The sequence below is a fragment of the Microbispora bryophytorum genome, from assembly GCF_006874465.1.
Classification (GTDB): domain Bacteria; phylum Actinomycetota; class Actinomycetes; order Streptosporangiales; family Streptosporangiaceae; genus Microbispora; species Microbispora bryophytorum.
Map to the genome: position 1 here is coordinate 260,663 of NZ_VIRL01000001.1, position 17,931 is coordinate 278,593.

Annotated in this window: 22 protein-coding genes; 5 read left to right on the plus strand and 17 right to left on the minus strand. The window is 70.7% G+C overall.

What is annotated here, in order from left to right; translation table 11 throughout:
• Positions 1-29: 29 nt before the first annotated feature.
• The 7 genes from FLX07_RS01350 to FLX07_RS01375 form a co-directional block, all read right to left on the minus strand.
• The gene (locus FLX07_RS01350; protein ID WP_142567573.1) at positions 30-1,358 is read right to left on the minus strand and encodes an NADH-quinone oxidoreductase subunit D; all 1,329 of its coding nucleotides are present in this window, start codon (positions 1,356-1,358) and stop codon (positions 30-32) included.
• Between the two features lie 49 nt (positions 1,359-1,407).
• Positions 1,408-2,073: an NADH-quinone oxidoreductase subunit C gene (locus FLX07_RS01355; protein ID WP_142567574.1), complete on the minus strand. Its 666-nt coding sequence runs from the start codon at positions 2,071-2,073 to the stop codon at positions 1,408-1,410.
• Positions 2,070-2,621 carry a NuoB/complex I 20 kDa subunit family protein gene (locus FLX07_RS01360; RefSeq protein WP_142567575.1) on the minus strand — a complete coding sequence of 184 codons (552 nt, stop codon included), beginning with the start codon at positions 2,619-2,621 and terminating at the stop codon, positions 2,070-2,072. The genes FLX07_RS01355 and FLX07_RS01360 overlap by 4 nt, the downstream gene beginning before the upstream one ends.
• A gap of 2 nt (positions 2,622-2,623) precedes the next feature.
• Positions 2,624-2,983: an NADH-quinone oxidoreductase subunit A gene (locus tag FLX07_RS01365; protein ID WP_142567576.1), complete on the minus strand. Its 360-nt coding sequence runs from the start codon at positions 2,981-2,983 to the stop codon at positions 2,624-2,626.
• 2 nt (positions 2,984-2,985) lie between these two features.
• Entirely contained in the window at positions 2,986-3,153 is a 168-nt protein-coding gene (locus FLX07_RS36230) for a hypothetical protein (RefSeq protein WP_167748072.1), read from the minus strand.
• Entirely contained in the window at positions 3,150-4,403 is a 1,254-nt protein-coding gene (locus FLX07_RS01370; RefSeq protein ID WP_208762024.1) for a geranylgeranyl reductase family protein, read from the minus strand. The genes FLX07_RS36230 and FLX07_RS01370 overlap by 4 nt, the downstream gene beginning before the upstream one ends.
• Before the next feature lie 162 nt (positions 4,404-4,565).
• A complete protein-coding gene (locus FLX07_RS01375) occupies positions 4,566-5,288 on the minus strand; it encodes a demethylmenaquinone methyltransferase (protein ID WP_142567578.1) in 723 nt (240 codons plus the stop codon).
• A 101-nt stretch (positions 5,289-5,389) separates the two neighbouring features.
• Between FLX07_RS01375 and FLX07_RS01380 the strand changes: the two genes are divergently transcribed.
• Entirely contained in the window at positions 5,390-6,637 is a 1,248-nt protein-coding gene (locus tag FLX07_RS01380) for a hypothetical protein (protein WP_223852886.1), read from the plus strand.
• On the opposite strand, the gene FLX07_RS01385 is transcribed toward FLX07_RS01380, so the two are convergent.
• Complete coding sequence (locus FLX07_RS01385; protein ID WP_142567579.1) at positions 6,634-6,843, minus strand: DUF4229 domain-containing protein; 210 nt, start codon at positions 6,841-6,843, stop codon at positions 6,634-6,636. The genes FLX07_RS01380 and FLX07_RS01385 overlap by 4 nt on opposite strands.
• A 259-nt stretch (positions 6,844-7,102) precedes the next feature.
• Between FLX07_RS01385 and FLX07_RS01390 the strand changes: the two genes are divergently transcribed.
• Positions 7,103-7,324, plus strand: coding sequence for a BldC family transcriptional regulator (locus FLX07_RS01390; RefSeq protein WP_079315524.1), 222 nt, complete (start codon positions 7,103-7,105; stop codon positions 7,322-7,324).
• Between the two features lie 111 nt (positions 7,325-7,435).
• Here FLX07_RS01390 and FLX07_RS01395 read toward each other — a convergent pair whose 3' ends face one another.
• Complete coding sequence (locus tag FLX07_RS01395) at positions 7,436-7,672, minus strand: hypothetical protein (RefSeq protein WP_142567580.1); 237 nt, start codon at positions 7,670-7,672, stop codon at positions 7,436-7,438.
• 9 nt (positions 7,673-7,681) lie between these two features.
• Positions 7,682-8,407, minus strand: coding sequence for a hypothetical protein (locus FLX07_RS01400; protein WP_142567581.1), 726 nt, complete (start codon positions 8,405-8,407; stop codon positions 7,682-7,684).
• 488 nt (positions 8,408-8,895) lie between these two features.
• Between FLX07_RS01400 and FLX07_RS01405 the strand changes: the two genes are divergently transcribed.
• The gene (locus FLX07_RS01405; protein WP_167748073.1) at positions 8,896-9,201 is read left to right on the plus strand and encodes a PLD nuclease N-terminal domain-containing protein; all 306 of its coding nucleotides are present in this window, start codon (positions 8,896-8,898) and stop codon (positions 9,199-9,201) included.
• Positions 9,202-9,293: 92 nt separating this feature from the next.
• Here FLX07_RS01405 and ccsB read toward each other — a convergent pair whose 3' ends face one another.
• The 6 genes from ccsB to FLX07_RS01435 form a co-directional block, all read right to left on the minus strand.
• Entirely contained in the window at positions 9,294-10,253 is a 960-nt protein-coding gene (gene ccsB / locus FLX07_RS01410; RefSeq protein WP_142567583.1) for a c-type cytochrome biogenesis protein CcsB, read from the minus strand.
• A gap of 3 nt (positions 10,254-10,256) precedes the next feature.
• A complete protein-coding gene (gene resB / locus FLX07_RS01415) occupies positions 10,257-12,044 on the minus strand; it encodes a cytochrome c biogenesis protein ResB (RefSeq protein ID WP_142567584.1) in 1,788 nt (595 codons plus the stop codon).
• Complete coding sequence (locus tag FLX07_RS01420; RefSeq protein ID WP_142567585.1) at positions 12,044-12,775, minus strand: cytochrome c biogenesis CcdA family protein; 732 nt, start codon at positions 12,773-12,775, stop codon at positions 12,044-12,046. Before FLX07_RS01420 ends, resB begins: the two co-directional genes overlap by 1 nt.
• Complete coding sequence (locus FLX07_RS01425) at positions 12,768-13,400, minus strand: TlpA family protein disulfide reductase (RefSeq protein WP_308424362.1); 633 nt, start codon at positions 13,398-13,400, stop codon at positions 12,768-12,770. The genes FLX07_RS01420 and FLX07_RS01425 overlap by 8 nt, the downstream gene beginning before the upstream one ends.
• Positions 13,401-13,476: 76 nt before the next feature.
• The gene (locus tag FLX07_RS01430) at positions 13,477-14,217 is read right to left on the minus strand and encodes a histidine phosphatase family protein (protein ID WP_142567586.1); all 741 of its coding nucleotides are present in this window, start codon (positions 14,215-14,217) and stop codon (positions 13,477-13,479) included.
• 12 nt (positions 14,218-14,229) lie between these two features.
• Entirely contained in the window at positions 14,230-15,222 is a 993-nt protein-coding gene (locus FLX07_RS01435) for a LysR family transcriptional regulator (RefSeq protein WP_142567587.1), read from the minus strand.
• A gap of 201 nt (positions 15,223-15,423) precedes the next feature.
• On the opposite strand from FLX07_RS01435, the gene FLX07_RS01440 reads away from it, so the two are divergent.
• Together FLX07_RS01440 and FLX07_RS01445 are read left to right on the plus strand one after the other, a co-directional pair.
• On the plus strand, positions 15,424-16,317 hold the full coding sequence (locus FLX07_RS01440; RefSeq protein ID WP_142567588.1) for an EamA family transporter: 894 nt from the start codon (positions 15,424-15,426) through the stop codon (positions 16,315-16,317).
• A gap of 54 nt (positions 16,318-16,371) precedes the next feature.
• Entirely contained in the window at positions 16,372-16,614 is a 243-nt protein-coding gene (locus FLX07_RS01445; protein WP_142567589.1) for a Uma2 family endonuclease, read from the plus strand.
• Position 16,615: 1 nt separating this feature from the next.
• Here FLX07_RS01445 and hemL read toward each other — a convergent pair whose 3' ends face one another.
• Complete coding sequence (hemL, locus tag FLX07_RS01450) at positions 16,616-17,911, minus strand: glutamate-1-semialdehyde 2,1-aminomutase (protein ID WP_142567590.1); 1,296 nt, start codon at positions 17,909-17,911, stop codon at positions 16,616-16,618.
• Between the last annotated feature and the right edge of the window lie 20 nt (positions 17,912-17,931).

Genomic DNA, 17,931 nt, shown 5'->3' on the forward strand with positions numbered 1-17,931 from the left:
ACCGCTCCGCTCACTCGTCGGCTCGCCGCTCATCGGTCCACACCTCCCATGACCGGGTCGATCGAGGCGACCGCGGCGATGACGTCGGCGACCATGCCGCCCTCGCACGTCGCGGGCACCGCCTGCAGGTTCGTGAACGACGGGTCGCGGAAGTGGACCCGGTAGGGCCGGGTGCCGCCGTCGCTGACCACGTGCGCGCCGAGCTCGCCGCGCGGCGACTCGACCGAGGCGTACGCCTGGCCGGCCGGCACCCGGAAGCCCTCGGTCACCAGCTTGAAGTGGTGGATCAGGGCCTCCATGGAGCTGCCCATGATGTGCGCGATGTGGTCGGGCGAGTTGCCGAGGCCGTCGGGGCCGAGCGCGAGCTGCGACGGCCAGCCGATCTTCTTGTCCTCGATCATCACCGGACCGGTCTTGAGCGGGCCCGACAGCCGGTCGAGCACCTGCTCGATGATCTTGAGCGACTCCTCCATCTCGTCCATCCGGACGAGATAGCGGCCGTACACGTCGCAGGTGTTCTGCGTCGGCACCTCGAACTCGTACGTCTCGTAGCCGCAGTAGGGCTGCGACTTGCGCAGGTCCCACGGCAGGCCGGCGGCGCGCAGCATGGGCCCGGTGACCCCCAGCGCCATGCAGCCGGTCAGGTCGAGGTAGGCGACGTCCTTGGTGCGCCGGGTGTAGACCGGGTTCGCGTCGAGGAGCTTGCGCATCTCCTTGATCCGGTCCGGCATGACCTTGAGGAATTCACCGATCTTGTCGACCGCACCGGCCGGCAGGTCGACGCTGACGCCGCCCGGCCGGACGTACGCCATGTTCATCCGCAGGCCGGTGATGTACTCCATGATGTCGAGCACCATCTCGCGCTCGCGGAAGCCGAACAGCATCGGCGTCGTCGCGCCCAGCTCCAGGCCGAACGTCGCGATCGCGACGAGGTGCGAGGAGATCCGGGTGAGCTCCATCGTCAGGACCCGGATGGCCTGCGCCCGGTCCGGGATCCGGTCGGTGATCCCGAGAAGCTTCTCGACCCCCATGCAGTAGGCGGTCTCGTTGAAGATCGGCGCGAGATAGTCCATGCGGGTGACGAACGTGACCCCCTGGGTCCACGTCCGGAACTCCATGTTCTTCTCGATGCCGGTGTGCAGGTAGCCGATCACCGTGCGGGCGTCGGTCACGGTCTCGCCGTCGAGGGTCAGCACGAGCCGGAGCACGCCGTGGGTCGACGGGTGCTGCGGGCCCATGTTGACGACCAGGCGCTCGTCGGACGACTCGCTGACGGTCTTGACCAGCTCGTCCCAGTCCTGACCGGCGACGTCGTAGATCCGGCCCTGGGTCTCGGTGGCGGTCTCGGTGGTGCTCACGACGCTCTCCTCGCTGCGCTCGTCCACTCGTGCAGGTCGCCGCTGATGCTCACGAGTACGACCTCCTCCGGTCCGGCGCGGGGACCTCGGCGCCGCGGTACTCGACCGGGATTCCGCCGAGCGGGTAGTCCTTGCGCTGCGGGTGCCCCTCCCAGTCGTCCGGCATCTCGATCCTGGTCAGCGCCGGGTGGCCGTCGAAGACGATTCCGAAGAAGTCGTACGTCTCGCGCTCATGCCAGTCGTGCGTGGGGTAGACCTGAACCGTGGAGGGGATGTGCGGGTCGGCGTCGGGGCAGGAGACCTCCACCCGGATGCGCCGGTTGTGCGTGATGGAGCACAGGTGGTAGACGGCGTGCAGCTCCGCGCCGGTCTCCTCGGGGTAGTGGACGCCCGAGACGCCGAGCGACAGCTCGAAGCGCAGCGCGGCGTCGTCACGCAGGTGCCGCATCACCTCGGCCAGCCGCTCGCGCCGCACGTGGAAGGTGGCCTCGCCGCGGTCGACGACCACGCGCTCGATGGCGTCGGCGAACGTCGGCTCCAGCGCGTCGGCCACCTCGTCGAAGTACGACCCGTACGGCCGGCTGCTGAACAGCTTGGGCGGGCGGCGGACGACCAGGCGGTTGTAGCCGGAGGTGTCGCCGCTGTCCTTGACGCCGAACATGCCCTTGCGGGCGACGGGCTCCTCGGGCAGCCCGGGCAGGTTCTCGGTGGTCACTTCCCGGCTCCCTGGTCGATCAGCGGCAGCGTGCGCATCGCCCGGAGCTCCAGCTCTTCGATCTGCTTCTCACGGTGCGCGCCGAACTTCATGTTCTGAATCTTGTCGTGCAGCTTCACGATGGCGTCGATCAGCATCTCCGGGCGCGGCGGGCAGCCGGGCAGGTAGATGTCGACCGGCACCACGTGGTCCACGCCCTGCACGATGGCGTAGTTGTTGAACATGCCACCGCTGGACGCGCACACGCCCATCGCGATGACCCACTTGGGCTCGGCCATCTGGTCGTAGATCTGGCGGAGGACGGGCGCCATCTTCTGCGACAGCCGGCCGGCCACGATCATCAGGTCCGCCTGCCGCGGCGAGGCGGAGGCGCGCTCCATGCCGAAGCGGGCCAGGTCGTGCTTCGGGCCGCCGGTGGCCATCAGCTCGATGGCGCAGCAGGCGAGACCGAAGGTCGCCGGCCAGACGGAGTTCTTCCGGGCCCAGCCGGCCACCTGCTCGACGGTGGTGAGGACGAACCCGCTCGGGAGTTTCTCTTCAAGACCCATGGCTAATCCCAATCGAGGCCGCGACGCCGCCAGACATAGGCGTACGCCACGAGAACGGTGACGATGAACAGCACCATCTCGACGAGCCCGAACACGCCGAGTCTGTCGAAGGCCACCGCCCACGGATAGAGGAAGATGATCTCAATGTCGAACACGATGAACAGCATCGCTGTGATCATGTACTTCAGCGGGAAGCGCCCGCCGCCGACCGGCTGCGGAGTGGGCTCGATGCCGCACTCGTAGGCGTCCAGTTTCGCGCGGTTCCAGCGCTTCGGCCCGGTGAAGGGCGCGATGCTCACGGAGAACACGGCGAATCCCGCCGCGAGGACCGCGAGCACCACGATCGGCACATACAGCTCCATGGCTACATGTCCTCGCTAACTCGGTGAATTTGGGCGATCACGAGAATGCCGGAGAACGCGGCCGGTCGGGCGGCCGCCGCCTGTGGCGCCGTCTGCGGGGCCGGCGGCGATGTGCGCGTCGTCTCGCGGGCTTCGGTCATGCGGGTTCGCGTCATGCTGGCTTCGGTCATGATGGCGGAGCCACCTTCGACAGGGCGTTGATTATGCGGTCGGGGACGTCGCCCCGACGATCTGTGAGATTAGCGAGCAGCTTGAAGGCGAATCTCATCAGGGTGGGATGGGGCATCCCGTGCCGGGTCGCGAAGCTCATCACTCCCGGCCTCCCGATCGCCTCGACGAACAGGCGACCGAGGGTGAAGTATCCCCCATGCGCGTCTTTGAGGATACGCGGGTAGGCGAGTAACACGCGCTCACGCTGGGCGGCCGTCGAGCGGGACAGCGCCTGGACGATCACTTCGGCCGCCGTCCTGCCGGTCTCCATGGCGTACGCGATGCCCTCGCCGTTGAACGGGTTGATCGACCCGCCCGCGTCGCCCACGAGAACCAGCCCGCGAGTGTAGTGCGGCTGCCGGTTGAAGCCCATCGGCAGCGCGGCGCCCCTGATCGGGCCCGTCATGTTCTCGTCGGTGAAGCCCCACTCCGCCGGCGTGTTCTTCATCCAGCGCCGCAGCAGGTCGCGGTAGTCGATGTTCTTGAACGCATCGCTGGTGTTCAACAGCCCGAGGCCGACGTTGGAGGTGCCGTCGCCGACGGGGAAGATCCAGCCGTAGCCGGGGAGCAGGCGGTCGCCGTCCCACAGCTCGAGCCACGTCTCCAGGTAGTCGTCGTCGTGCCGGGGGCTCTTGTAGTAGGTGCGCACCGCCACGCCCATCGGGCGGTCCTCGCGCTTGTGCAGGCCCAGCGCGAGCGACAGCCGGGTCGAGTTGCCGTCGGCCGCCACCACGAGCCGCGAGCGGTAGGTCACCTCCTCGCCGTCCGCCTTGGCCGTCACGCCCACGACGTGGCCGCTGCGCTCGTCGAGCACCGGGCCTGTAACGTTCACGCCCTCGCGCAGCCGGGCGCCCGCGCGCTCGGCGTGCCTGGCGAGGATCTGGTCGAAGTCGGCGCGGGTGCGCACGAGGCCGAAGTCGGGGTAGCTCGACAGCTCCGGCCAGTCGAGTTCGAGGCTCACGCCGCCGCCGTAGACGCGCAGCCCCTTGTTCCTGACCCAGCCGGGCGCGTCGACGTCGACGCCCATGGCGACGAGTTCCTTCACCGCACGCGGGGTCAGCCCGTCACCGCAGACCTTCTCACGTGGGAAGCGCGTCTTCTCCAGCAACAGCACGTCGAGACCGGCGCGGGCGAGGTGGAAGGCCGTCGTCGCGCCCGCGGGCCCCGCACCGACGACGATGACGTCGGTGTCGACCTCTCTCCGCGTCACGCGGGCTTGCTCGCTCACGGGGGACCTGTCCGTTCCAGGGAAGGAAGGCCTCGAATTGGTTTAGACCTTCGTGCCTTTGTGAACAACTTCACAAACTGTCGCGCCGCAGTCTAACCCCTATCCGGCACACAGTGTCAGAGGGGTATGGCCAAGTACGTCTCATTACGCTTTGACCCCCCGGTGCAGGGCCACGATGCCGAGCGTGAGGTTGCGCCAGGCCACCTTCCGCCAGCCGGCCTCCTGGATGATCCCCGCCAGCGCCTCCTGGTCGGGCCAGGCCCGGATCGACTCGGCGAGGTACTCATAGGAGTCGGGGTTCGAGCTGACCATCCGGGCCACCGGCGGCAGCAGCTTCATCAGGTACTGCGAGTAGACAAGGTCGAACGACTTCGGCGTCGGCCGGGAGAACTCGCAGATCACCAGCCTCCCGCCCGGACGGGTCACCCGCAGCAACTCGCGCAGCGCGTGCCCGGTGTCGGCCACGTTACGCAGGCCGAAGGAGATCGTCACCGCGTCGAACGTCCCGTCGCGGAACGGCAGGCGCAGCGCGTCGCCCGCGACGAACGTCACGCCGCGCACGCCCCCGCCGTACAGGCCGGAGCCGCCGCGCCGCTCGACGCCGGTGCGGAGCATGCCGAGTGAGAAGTCGCACGCGATCGCCCGCGCCCCGAGCGCGGTGAACGTGTCGGTCGAGGTGCCGGTGCCCGCCGCGAGGTCGAGGACCAGCTCGCCGGGCCCCGCGTCGATCGCCGCCGCGGTCGCCTTCCGCCACAGGCGGTCCTGGCCGAGCGAGAGAACGTCGTTGACAAGGTCGTAGCGCCGGGCCGTGCGATCGAACATCGCGGCGACCTCGTGCGGCTGCTTGTCCAGCGATGCGCGCGTCATGCACGCAAGCCTAGGCCGCGACGGGCATGCCCCCTCATCGCCGCCACCGGATGAGCGGAACGTAGTTCATCGATTACGCTGCGTCTGCTAGAAATTGGGGAATGCGCGTCACCACCGCACTACTCCCAGTCGCATCGCTCGTCACATACGCCGCCCTCGTCCCCGTCGTCCCGGCGTCCGCCGGGATGGCGCAGCCCCGCGTGGTCTCGGAGAACCCGGTGAACACCACTCCGCACGTGCTGGACGGCATCGTCACCGCGTTCGCGCTGGTCGGCCGCACCGTCATCGTGGGCGGAGAGTTCAGCGCGGTCCGCGAGGCCCGGGGCGGGGAGGACCTGCCGCGGGCGAACATCTTCGCCTTCGACCTCCACACCGGGCGCGTCCTGCGCGACTTCGCGCCGGACCTCGACGGGCCGGTGGCCGCGCTGGCCGCCGGTCCCGGCGGCACGGTCTACGTGGGCGGCGCCTTCGGCGCTCCCTATCGGGGCCTGGCCCGCCTCCGCGTGTCCGACGGCGCTCCCGTCGACGATTTCTCCGCCCCCGTCTACGGCGGGGAGGTCACCAGCCTGGTCGCGCTGGGCCCCACGCTCTACGTCGGCGGCGACTTCAGCAGGATCGGCCGCAGCCCGCGCACCGCACTGGCCCGCGTGGACGCCGAGACCGGGGCGGTGGACCCCCGGTTCACGGTCACTCCCGGCGACGGGCGGCGCGGCGATCCCCGGATCTACGCGATGGCGGCCGTCCGCGACCGCTTAGTCGTGGACGGCTCGTTCTCCACCCTCGACGGCCTGCGCCGCCCGCAGCTCGGCGTGATCGACCTGACCACCGGGCGGGTGGCCGACTGGCGCACCGAGGCGTACGCCCCGGCGTGCAAGCCGAACTTCCCGTCGTACGTGCGGGGGGTCGACCTGTCTCCCGACGGTCGTTACTTCGTGGTCGTCACGACCGGCGGGCCGGTGCGCGGCGCTTCGAAGCTGTGCGACTCCGCCGCCAGGTTCGAGACGTACGCGAAGGGCGAGGCGGTCCGGCCCACCTGGGTGAACCCGACCGGAGGGGACTCCCTGTACGCGGTCGCGGTCACGGGGTCCGCCGTTTACGTGGGCGGACACCAGCGCTGGCTGGACAACCCGCGGGGCGCCGACACGGCCGGCCCAGGAGCGGTCAGCCGGCCCGGCATCGGGGCGATCGACCCGGTCACGGGCAGGGCGCTGCGCTGGAACCCGACGCGGGAAAGGGGTATCGGGGTAAAGGCCTTCCTGACCGTAAAGACAGGTCTTTTGGTGGGAAGCGACACGACGGAGCTCGGGCATGAGTACCATGCCCGCGTCGGCATGTTCCCGGCGACCTAGTTCTTCCCCGTCTCACGCCGTTTCCCGGCGATGCGCTCGCTCACCGCGTCGCGCTGTTTGGTCAGAAGCACATAGCTGGCCAGACCGCTGACCAGGACCGCGAGCAGGAGCAGCGGAAGCGACCGCAGGCCGACGAGATACAGGACGCCGAGGGCCACGGCGAACAGGCCGAGGCGCGAAAGGGTGTAAACGACAACCGGATGCACAGCGTCGAGGTTACGTCACTCTTCCGACGCGCCGGTCTCTCTTCGCATCTGCTGCGAGCACTGCTAGTGTTCACAACAAGGCGCTTTTGTAAAGAAACACCCATGAGCGCCCCAAAGAGGCTCTATCATATAACAATCGGGCACTGAGCCGGTAACAACCCGTGATCTTCTCCGAAAACCACGGATAAATCAGGCTTCGCTCGGCACACTGGTTACCTGTCCGCCCGCTGCAGGACGCGGGACGCGAGGGGGAGAGATTGTGGAGAGTAGCAGCGAGCGACTGCTGACTCCTGGAGAGGTTGCCGCTCTCTTCAGGGTAGACCCGAAGACCGTGACCCGTTGGGCCGCGGCCGGGCGTATCAGCAGCATCCGTACCCCCGGGGGGCACAGGCGATTCCGTGAATCGGAAGTGCACGCCCTCCTTCGTGGTGAGGACGTCCTCACGGCCGAACGGCCGAACGGCGACTCCCCGCGAGTCTGACGAGTACCAGCACCAGGTGATCCTGCGCGCTACCCGGACGTCGCAGGGTCACCGAAGTCAGCACCATGTCATGTCTGCGTCCCGGCCTGTCCTGCTCCCTTGCCGGGTACGTCAGTCCTGCTCCGCCTTGAAGGCCAAGAACGCCTGCTCCAGCGCATCGTCGCCCTCACGCCAGCGGCGCCGCCGCTCGGCGTCCTCCTCCTCGGTGATCGACTCCGCCAGCCAGCGTTCGTAGTCCGGCTCGCCGGGCGCGACCTCCACGTACGCGTTGCCGATGATGCGCCCGTCGTCGGTGGTGAGTGACCTGGGCACGCGCAGCGTGCCGTCGCCGAGCCGGATCACGTACATCCGAATCACCTAGATTCCGTAACGCCGGTTGAAGAAGAGCATGACGTTGAGGGCCGCCCGCGTGTCGCCGCCCAGCATGTCGACCAGGGCCGGACGCTGCCGGGACGCGATCGCCGCGAACGCGTCGGCGAAGAACTCCTTGCACCCCAGGCCGCCGGGCTGCCGGTGAAACGACGACGCGAACAGCGGCAGGCACTCCTCGTAGAGCGCCGCGAACTCGGGAGAGTCCGAGACCCACTCTCCCGGACCGGCGTCCACGTCGTCCAGCGCGTGTCCGACTTCGTGCATCATCACGTCCGGCGTGGGCGACGGCCGGTCCCCCACCACGATCTTGCGGTCGCCGTACGCGCCGGCGCAGATGTCCCAGGTGGCCCGTCCCGACGGCAGCGGCGCCCCGCGCAGATAGCCCATGTCGTCCAGGTCGGGCACCCCGCCGCGCCCGACGTAGACGCCTTCGAGCCCGATGGCGAGCTTGGTCTTGAGCTGGTCGGGCAGGCTCGCCAGGCTGTCCACGGCCCGTACGGCGTCGGCGGAGGGCGGCCCCTCGGCGGCGTCCCACTCGCGGTGGAGGATGCGCTCCAGCGGCCCGCAGTGCCGTCTGCCGTCCCGCAGGTCGGGCGCGTCGGGAGGGTGGGGCGCGGCCCGCGTCGAGAGGTCGTCGAGCTCGAAGTCCTGCCAGGTGTAGTGCGGCCGGTCGTCCGCCACGGGCGCCGTCACGGCGTGGACCCGGTCCACCGGCTGCTCCGGCGGCCATCCGGGCCAGTCGGCGCCCCACCGCGTATCCCGCTGTCGCGTATCCCACTGTCGCGCATCCCGCTGTCGTGCGTCCCACTGGGCGCGACGGCCCTGCTGCCGATCCGCGGGCCATTCGGTGGGCCATTCCGTGGGCCGGTCCTGTGTCCGCTCCGCCGTGCGGTCGGCGCCCCGGTCAGCGGCCCGGTCGGAAGCCCGGTCGGAAGCACGGTCGGAAGCACGGTCGACGGCACGATCGGGAGGGCGTTCGGGGAGATCGTTGCGGCGGGGGGAGGACCAGTTGGGCCCTCGCTGCCACCACCGCGACCCCCGCCGATGGCGGCCCCTGTCGCCCGGCTCCGCCATCGCACCCCTCTGTCAGGCTCAGCGTTCCCGGCATGCCGTGTACCGGTCCACCGTACGATGCCGGGCTGTCCCCGTCACCCCGAAGGCCGACACCATCAGTCGCCGTTATGGCTTACCGTGTGGGCATGCCTAGCGTGATTATCGGTCTGGCGCTGCTTGCCCTCTGGCTCTACTGCCTGTTCGACGTGATCACGACCCCCGAGGAGGACGTGCGCAACCTCCCCAAGTTCATGTGGGTCCTCATCGTGATCTTCCTGGCGGACGTGGGCGCACTGACCTGGCTCCTCGTGGGTCGGCCCCGTGCCCGGTACGCGATGTACGCGGCGGGTGGCGGCGGCTCGTGGACCCAGAGCGCCGACGTGCCCCGCGGCCCCGACGACGACCCCGAGTTCCTGCGCAGCCTGGAGCGGCGCCTGCACGACGAGGACTGATCCTCCCCCCAGACGCCGCCCGTTCCCCAGGCGCGCTCTCCCCCGGGCGCCCTCTCCCTCAGACGCCGCCCGCCCCCCGGGCGCCGCCCGTCTTACTGGGGCACGTCGGCGTAGGAGTGCAGTCCCGAGAAGAAGATGTTGACGCCGATGAGGTTGAACAGCAGGCAGCCGAAGGCGATCAGCGAAACGATCATCGCGGCCTTGCCGCGCCACCCGGCCGTCGCCCGGGCGTGGAGGTAGGCGGCGTAGACCACCCACGTGACGAACGCCCACACCTCCTTGGGGTCCCAGCCCCAGTAGCGGCCCCACGCGCGGTCGGCCCACAGGGCGCCGGCGATGACGGCGAAGGTCCAGATCGGAAAGGCGATGACGATCGCGCGGTGCGCGACGCGCTCCAGGCCCTCCCTGCTCGGCAGCACCGACGGCCGCCCGTCCCTGCGGATCAGGTAGAGGATCGCGCAGACGCCCGCCAGGATGAACAGCCCGCTGGCCACGATCGCCGCCGTGACGTGGATCGCGATCCAGTACGAGTGCAGCGCGGGCATCACCGGGCCCGCCTGGACGTGCAGGAACAGCACGGCGAAGCCCAGCCCGAGCGCCGCGGTCACAGTCACGAACGCACCGAGGAAGCGGATCGGCTGGCGGATCAGCAGCGCGAGGAACGCGGTGACGGCGGCGAAGCAGATGGCCACCACGAACTCGTACATGTTGGCCCACGGCCACCGGTCGACGGCGATGCCACGGGTGAGGATGCCGCCGAGGTTGCCGGCCCACGCGATCCAGGTGAGGACCACGCCGATCGTTCCCGCCCGGACCGCCCACGTGGCCGGCTGCGGGCCGGAATCCTCCGTGGCGTCCCCGGTCGTGTCCTCCGGCGCCGCGGGACCGCCCGCGCCGACCAGCTGCCGCCGGCGTACGGCCACGACCGTGCGGGCCCGGCCGAAGGCGAGATCCAGCGCGTAGCAGATCATCGCGACGAGATACAGCAGGACGGTGGCCAGGATGAGCTGGTCGCTCAGCGTGGCGAGACTCTCATTGACCTCGGCGGGCATCACTCACTCCTCGTCCGGGCGGGTGCCCGGAGCAGCGTTTCCGGTGGGCGCGTCCGGCGCGACGTGCCCGGTGATCCCGGACTCGTCCGGCTCGCCGCCCCGATCGCCGTCCTGGTCACCCGCGGGCGGATCACCCGGGGACCGGTCGTCCGCGGGCGGCTCATCCGGGGACGGGTCGTCGCCGGGCGGCGTGTCAGCGGACGGTGTGTCAGCGGACGCGTTGCCGCGCAGGGCGGTGACGATCTGGGCGAACTCCTCGGCGAAGGCCGCGCCACCGCCTTCGGAGCGGGTCAATCCTCCCACCGTGGCCGTCCCGTCCTTCACCCGCACCCAGACGCGGCGGCGGCGGATCGTCAGGGACAGCACGAGCCCGATCACCGCGGCGGCCGCCGCCAGGAGGGCGGGTTCCCGGCCCGGGTCGTAGGTGATCTGGAGGCTGATCCACTCCTTGACGCCGGTGAACTGGATCTTCCCCGCGCCGTCGGCGAGTTCCTTGGTATCGCCCACGTTCAGCGGGGTCGGCTGGGCCGACATCTTGCCGAGCGGCTTCAGGTCGGAAGTGTCGAGCTGGTACACCGACTGCGGCTGCCCCGACTTCAGACCGAGGTCGCCGGCGAACGGGAAGACCTGCACGGTCGGGTTCGCCGCCCCCGGGAAGATCGACACCCAGGCGTCGCCGTTCGGCACGGTCGTGGGCAGGAAGCGCGCCAGGAACCCGAGCTGGGTGGGCTGGGCGTCGGGCACCTTGATCACGCACTCGGACGTGTACGTGGCCTGGTCGTCGGCCAGGCACGGCACCGGGCCGTCGTAGGCCACCTGGCCCTTGCCGTCGGTCACCCGGAACGTGGGGGCGTAGCCGTGCCCGATCAGGTAGGTCAGCGTGCCGTTCACGTCCAGCGGGTCGTTGACCTTGAGGTCGACCTCGCGCGGCGCGGCCGTAGGCGAGTCCTGCACGGTCAGCTTGGCGAGATAGTCGAGGGGCTGGCCCTGCTTCTCCCCCGCGGCCACGTAGCTCGCCTGGAAGTCCTTGAGGGTGAAGGAGAACGGCTCAAGCGACTCGGCGGTGACCCGGCTGCCGGGCATGAAGCGGTCGTAGGCGGCCACGGCGTTGGAGAAGCCGTCGCCCTCCACCACCAGCACGTTGCCGCGGTAGCCGAACAGGCCTCCGGCGCCGACGGCGAACAGCAGCACGAGCAGCGCGACGTGGAACAGGAGGTTGCCCGTCTCACGCAGGTAGCCCTTCTCGGCCGACACCCAGCCGTCGCCGGTGACCACCCGGAACCGCCTGCGCCTGAGCGCGGCGGCGGCCTGCTCCAGCGTGAGCCCGCCCTCGAGCGTCTCACTGTGCGGCAGGCGCAGGAGGTTGCGCGGCGCGGCGGGCGGGCGGCGCCGGATCTCCTTGATGTGCGACAGCGCACGCGGGAACACGCACCCGGCCAGCGAGATGAACAGCAACAGGTAGATCGCGGCGAACCAGGGGGAGCTGAAGACGTCGAACAGCCAGAACCGGTCGAGCCACTTCGCCTGGGCCGGGTTGTCCTTGAAATACTGCGCGACCCTGCCCGGATCGACGCTCCGCTGCGGGTAGATGGACCCGGGGACCGAGCCGAGCGCGAACAGGAACAGCAGGATCAGGGCCGTGCGCATCGAGGTGAGCGTGCGCCAGGTCCAGCGCATCCAGCCGGCCGGGCCCAGTCCGACCGGCTTCGTCCGCTCCTGCGCCTGCCGCTCGGTCTCTTCCTGCGCCGGCTCGTCCCGTACGGCGGAGGCGAGGTCGTCGGGGGGGCTCATCAGATCACCGGCCTGAAGCCGCCGACCCACACCTGCAGGTGGACGATGATCTGCGACCACTGCCCGGTCACGAGCAGCACGCCGACGGCCACGAGCATCGCCCCGCCGACCTTGGTGATCAGCGGGGTGTGGCGGCGCACCGCCTTGAACGTGCGGAGCGCCTTGCGGTAGGCCAGCCCCGCCAGCACGAACGGCAGACCGAGGCCCAGCGCGTACGCGAAGGCGAGGGCGGCGCCGCGCAGCGCGCTGCCCTGGTTCACCGAGAGCGTCATCACCACCGCCAGCGTCGGGCCGATGCATGGCGTCCAGCCGAGGCCGAAGACGACCCCGAGCAGCGGCGCCGTCGCGATCCCCGCCGAGGGAAGCCGATGGATGCGCACGTCACGCTGGAGGCCGGGGAGGATCCCCACGAAGGCCAGCCCGAGCACGATCGTCACCACGCCGAGGACCTTGGTGATCACGTCGGCGTTGCCGTGCAGCGCGGCGCCGAGGCCGCCGAACAGCGCACCCCCCAGCACGAACACGGCCGCGAACCCGAGCACGAACAGCGCGCTGCCGAGCACCATCCGGCCCCGCTTCGGGTCGCCGCTCATGCCCGTGACGTACGACAGGTAGCCGGGGACCAGCGGCAGCACGCACGGCGAGACGAACGACACAAGCCCGGCGACCGCCGCGATCGGCGCGGCCAGCAGCAGCGACCCGGTCGCGACGGTGCTGCCGAGGTCATTCATCGCTGACCTTGGTGACGGCCGACAGCAGGTCGTCGTACTTGACCGCGCCGAGCGCGCGGGCGGCGATGCGGCCCTGGGCGTCGATGATCAGCGTGGAGGGGATGGCGGCGGGCGGCACCGTGCCCTGGAACTGCAGCAGCACCTTGCCGCTCTGGTCGTAGATGCTCGGGTAGCCGGGCTTGACCGCGCGGTCGTAGGCCTGCGCGGACGCCTCCAGGTCCTTGAAGTTGACGCCGAGGAACTCCACGCCCTTGGACTTGGTGGTCGCCGCGATGTCCTTGAGCGTGGGCGCCTCCGCCCGGCAGGGCGCGCACCAGGAGGCCCAGAAGTTCAGCACGTGGACCTTGCCCGCGGTCAGCGAGGCCGCGCCGCCGTCGAGGGTCTGCCCCTCGATCACGGGGGCCTTGTGACGCTGCGCGGCGGCGAAGAACTCGACACGGCCGTCCCCCGCGACGAAGCGCGTGTCGCCGGAGCGGGGCTGGGCCGCCTGGCCGCCGGCGCAGCCGGCGAGGACCGTCGCGGCCGCTGCCGCGACGACGAGCGCGGTCAGGCGCTTGGCGGTGGCGCGGGCGGCGGTGGCGCGGTTGGCGGTCACGCGGTAGGCGGACGGGCGCTTGGCGGACACGGGAGGAGAATCTCCTTGTACTACAACCGGTAGAGCTGTAAGCCTACCGACCGGTGCGGGTGGCCCGTTCGCCGGGTCACACGCCGGGGACGGATCGCGAGCCCGGCGTCTCCTCGTCCTCCGAGCCCGCCCGAAGGACCTCCGGGAGCGCCTCGTCGGCCTTGTCGAACAGCGCGGCCTCGCCCTGCGGCGGCGTACCGGCTCTGAGCAGCGCTCCCGCGGGCTCGCTGTAGCCGACGCTGATGAGCCGATCCCCCTCGAAGGTCAAACTGGTGAGGCTGGCGAGCGCGCACTGGCGGCGGCGCGGGTCGTGCCACAGCCGCCTGCCCTCGGCCGCCAGCCGGATGATCCAGATGGGCAGCTGGTGGCTGACAAGCAGTGCCTCGTGGCCGCGCGCCGCCGCCCGCGCGTCGTCCACGACCGCCTTCATGCGCGCCACGACCTCGGTGTACGGCTCGCCCCACGACGGACGGAACGGGTTCCTGAAGTGGCGGTAGGAGCGGGGGTCGCGGAAGACGTTGTCGCTCCCGGCCATCCGCAGACCCTCGAAGACGTTGCCCGCCTCGATCAGCCGCTCGTCGGTCGCCGCCTCCAGGCCGAGAGCCAGGGCGGCCGGGGCCGCGGTCTCCTGGGCGCGCTCCATCGGCGAGCTCCACAGCGCGACGATGTCCCTGCCCTCGACGGCCTTGGCGACCAGCTCGGCCATCCGGCGGCCGGTCTCGGACAGGTGGTAGCCCGGCAGCCTGCCGTACAGGACCCCACGGGGATTGTGAACTTCACCGTGCCGGAGCAGGTGAACGATGGTCATCTCTGTCATGACCTGGACAGCCTACCCGCCGAGCGGCTCTGAGCACGCGGGGCGCAGCGCGTCGGGGGCAGGACGCAACGCGTCGGGGGCAGAGCGCAACGCGTCGGGGGCAGGACGCAACGCGTCGGCGGCGGCGCGCAGCGCGTCGGCGGCGGCGCGGATCGCGGGACGCCGGGCGGCGTCGGTCCGCCAGACCGCGTAGATGCGCCGCACCGGCGGCGGCTGGACGGCCAGGACGGCGACGCCCTCGGGCAGCGGTCCCCGGCCCAGCCGGGGAATGAGCGCGCAGCCGTGGCCCTCGGCGACCAGTGCGAGCTGGGTGGGGTACTCGTCGGCCATGCAGACGATCCGCGGCTCCCGCTCCTCGGAACGCAGCAGGAACACCAGGAAGTCGTGACACACCGTGCCGGGGGTCGAGCTGATCCAGTCGTCGCCGGCGAGGTCGCTCAGCCGCACCCGGTCGGCCTTCACCAGGGGGTGGTCGGCCGGAACGACGACGTCGGCCACGTCGTCGAGCAGCGTCGTGCGCGACAGGCCCTCGGGCAGCGCCATCGGCCGGTTGAGCCAGTCCTGCAGCAGGGCGAGGTCGAGGTCGCCGCGTGCGAGTTCGCGGATCTGCCGCTCCGGCTCCCTCTCGTAGACGAGCAGGTCGAGATCGGGATGCTGCCTCTTGAGGGTGGTCAGGGCGCGCGGCACGATGCCCCGGGCCGCGGTGGGGAAGGCGGCCATCGTCAGTCTGCCGACCACCGCGCCGCGCAGTGCCTCGAAGTCGGCCTCCGCCGTCTCCACTAGCGCGAGGATGCGCTCGGCGTGCTCGGCGAGCAGCCCGGCGGCGTCGGTCAGCTTGACGCCGCGCCCGTTGCGCTCGATCAGGACGGCGCCGGTCTCCCGTTCGAGCTTGGCGAGCTGCTGGGAGATCGCGGAAGGGGTGACCATCAGCGCCTCGGCCGCCGCGCCTACGGAGCCGTAGACCGACACGGCGTGCAGAGCCTTCAACCGGTTCAGGTCCAACATGTAGCCAGTCTAAACCGTTCTCCTTAGAAAAAGTTGTTTGTGCTCAACTGTTTAGTGATGCGACCATATAGGCATGCGAATCTTCAACAAGTTCTTCACAAAGCCCTTACGTTCCGAGCAGACCTCCTACCTGGAGACTCTGGCGAGGCAGGCCAGGCAGACCCGCGAACGCCGTCCCTCGCACTGATCTCCCGCTGATTCATGCGCCCCCGCCACCTCGCTCTCGCCGTCGCACTCGCCGCCGTCTGGGGCGTCAACTTCGTCGTGATGCAGACGGGCCTGAAGCACTACCCGCCGCTGACGTACGCCGCGCTCCGGTTCCTGCTGGCCGCCTTCCCCGCCGTACTGGTCGCCGGAGGGCCGCGCGTGCCCTGGCGGTGGGTGGTGGCCACCGGCGCGTCGCTGGGTGTCGCCCAGTACGGCCTGCTCCTGCTGGGAATGCGCGCCGGGATGCCCGCCGGGCTGACCTCTCTGGTCATCCAGGTGCAGGCCGTGTTCACCGCGCTGTTCGCGACCGCGCTGCTGGGCGAACGGCTCAGCCCCCGGCGGATCGCCGGGATGGCCGTGGCCTTCGGCGGCCTCGCCCTGATCGCGGCCGGCGTCGCCGCGAAGTCGGGGGCGATCCCCTTCGGGGCGTTCCTGCTGTGCGTCGGCGCGGCGGCCGGGTGGGGGCTCGGCAACGTCGCCACCCGCAAGGCCGCGCCGCCCGACTCCCTGCGGTTCATGGTCTGGGTCAGCGCGGTCTCGGCGCCGCCCCTCCTGGTGCTGTCCCTGGTGACCGAGGGACCGTCCTCGCTGACGTCGTTCACGGCGGAGGGCGTGGGGGCCGTGCTCTACACCGCGTTCCTGTCCACCCTCGGCGGCTTCGCCGTCTGGGGGTGGCTGCTGACGCGCTACGACGCCTCGGTGGTCGCGCCGTACAGTCTGCTCGTGCCGGTCTTCGGCATCGCCTCCGCCGCGCTGTTCACCGGAGAGCCGATCTCCCCTCTCACGGTCGCCGCGGGCGCCCTCATCCTCGCCGGCCTCCTGTTCGCCAACACGCGCCCCCGTACGGCCCCCGCCCGCAAAAGGCACTCCCTCCCCGCATCCCGCTGATCCTCACCCTCCGCCTGCCGATGGGGAGACAACGAGGCGCGGGAGGCCCGTCTCGTGATCGAGATCGTCTCCCCCGAGTCGGTGGAGCGCGACCGCAAGCTCAAGCCGCTGCGGTACGCCGAGGCGGGCATCCCGCACTTCTGGCGGGTGGAGGAGAGCGACGGGCGTCCCGTCGTCTACGTGTACGAACGGGACCCCGCCACCGGCGCGTACACGCCGACCGGGATCCACCACGGGCACCTGGCGGTGCAGGTGCCCTTCCCGTTCGAGGTGGATCTCGACCAGCTGGTGAAGTGAGTCAGACCCCGGCGGCCTGAGCGGCGGCCTTGGCGGCCAGGGGCAGGGCCTCGGCCACCTGGGTGAGCGCCTCGTCGTCGTGGGCGGCCGACAGGAACCACGCCTCGTACGCCGACGGCGGCAGGTAGACGCCCTGGTCGAGCATGCTGTGGAAGAACGCGCGGTAGGCGTCGGTGTTCTGCGTCCGGGCCGAGTCGAAGTCGGTGACCGGGGTGTCGGTGAAGAAGATCGAGAAGAGGTTCCCGGCCCGCTGGAGGCGGTGCGGGACCCCGGCGGCGGCCAGCGCGTCGGAGGCGGCCCTGCCGATGACCAGCGCGGACGCGTCGATCCTGTCGTAGGCGTCGTCGTCGCAGGCGCGCAGCGTGGCCAGCCCGGCCGCGCAGGCCAGCGGGTTGCCCGACAGCGTGCCGGCCTGGTAGACGGGCCCCTCGGGGGCGAGGGCGGCCATGACCTCCGCCCGCCCGCCGAACGCGGCGGCGGGCAGACCACCGCCCATGACCTTGCCGAACGTCATGAGGTCGGCCTCGACGGGGTCGATGCCGTACCAGCCGGAGGCGGACACGCGGAACCCGGTCAGCACCTCGTCGACGATCAGCAGCGCGCCGTGCTCGGTGCACAGCTCGCGCAGGCGCCGGTTGAAGCCCTCGGCGGGCGGCACGACGCCCATGTTCGCCGGGCACGCCTCGGTGATCACGCAGGCGATCTCGAAGCTGCGGAAGGCCTCCTCGACCGCCTCCACCGAGTTGTACGGCAGGACGATCGTGTCGGCCGCCGAGGCGCCGGTGACGCCGGGGGTGTCGGGCAGGCCGAAGGTGACGACCCCGGACCCGGCCGAGGCCAGCAGCGCGTCCACGTGCCCGTGGTAGCAGCCGGCGAACTTCACGACCTTCGCGCGCCCGGTGAAGCCGCGGGCCAGCCGTACGGCGGACATGGTGGCCTCGGTGCCGGAGCTGACCAGGCGGACCTTCTCGACGGGGGCCACCCGGGAGACGATCTCCTCGGCGAGCAGGACCTCGCCCTCGGTCGCGGTGCCGAACGAGAAGCCGCGCGCGACGGCCTCCTCCAGGGCCTCCACGACGGCGGGGTGGCGGTGGCCGAGGATCATCGGGCCCCAGGAGCACACCAGGTCGACGTAGCGGTTGCCGTCCACGTCGGTGATGTACGGCCCCTCGCCGGAGGCCATGAAGCGGGGCGTGCCGCCCACGGCGCCGAAGGCGCGCACCGGCGAGTTGACGCCGCCGGGAACGATCCGGCGGGCGCGGTCGAACAGGTCCTCGGAGGTCTGCGTGCGAGTCACGCCCTCCAGGTTACGGGGCC

Coding starts and splice junctions, on each gene's coding strand:
- FLX07_RS01440 (WP_142567588.1), top strand. CDS start 15,424: ATGCGCCCCCGCCACCTCGCTCTCGCCGTCGCACTCGCCGCCGTCTGG.
- FLX07_RS01380 (WP_223852886.1), top strand. CDS start 5,390: ATGCGCGTCACCACCGCACTACTCCCAGTCGCATCGCTCGTCACATAC.
- FLX07_RS01405 (WP_167748073.1), top strand. CDS start 8,896: ATGCCTAGCGTGATTATCGGTCTGGCGCTGCTTGCCCTCTGGCTCTAC.
- FLX07_RS01360 (WP_142567575.1), bottom strand. CDS start 2,621: ATGGGTCTTGAAGAGAAACTCCCGAGCGGGTTCGTCCTCACCACCGTC.
- resB (WP_142567584.1), bottom strand. CDS start 12,044: ATGAGCCCCCCCGACGACCTCGCCTCCGCCGTACGGGACGAGCCGGCG.
- FLX07_RS01395 (WP_142567580.1), bottom strand. CDS start 7,672: ATGTACGTGATCCGGCTCGGCGACGGCACGCTGCGCGTGCCCAGGTCA.
- ccsB (WP_142567583.1), bottom strand. CDS start 10,253: ATGCCCGCCGAGGTCAATGAGAGTCTCGCCACGCTGAGCGACCAGCTC.
- FLX07_RS01435 (WP_142567587.1), bottom strand. CDS start 15,222: ATGTTGGACCTGAACCGGTTGAAGGCTCTGCACGCCGTGTCGGTCTAC.
- FLX07_RS01375 (WP_142567578.1), bottom strand. CDS start 5,288: ATGACGCGCGCATCGCTGGACAAGCAGCCGCACGAGGTCGCCGCGATG.
- FLX07_RS01365 (WP_142567576.1), bottom strand. CDS start 2,983: ATGGAGCTGTATGTGCCGATCGTGGTGCTCGCGGTCCTCGCGGCGGGA.
- FLX07_RS01430 (WP_142567586.1), bottom strand. CDS start 14,217: ATGACAGAGATGACCATCGTTCACCTGCTCCGGCACGGTGAAGTTCAC.
- FLX07_RS01420 (WP_142567585.1), bottom strand. CDS start 12,775: ATGAATGACCTCGGCAGCACCGTCGCGACCGGGTCGCTGCTGCTGGCC.
- FLX07_RS36230 (WP_167748072.1), bottom strand. CDS start 3,153: ATGACCGAAGCCAGCATGACGCGAACCCGCATGACCGAAGCCCGCGAG.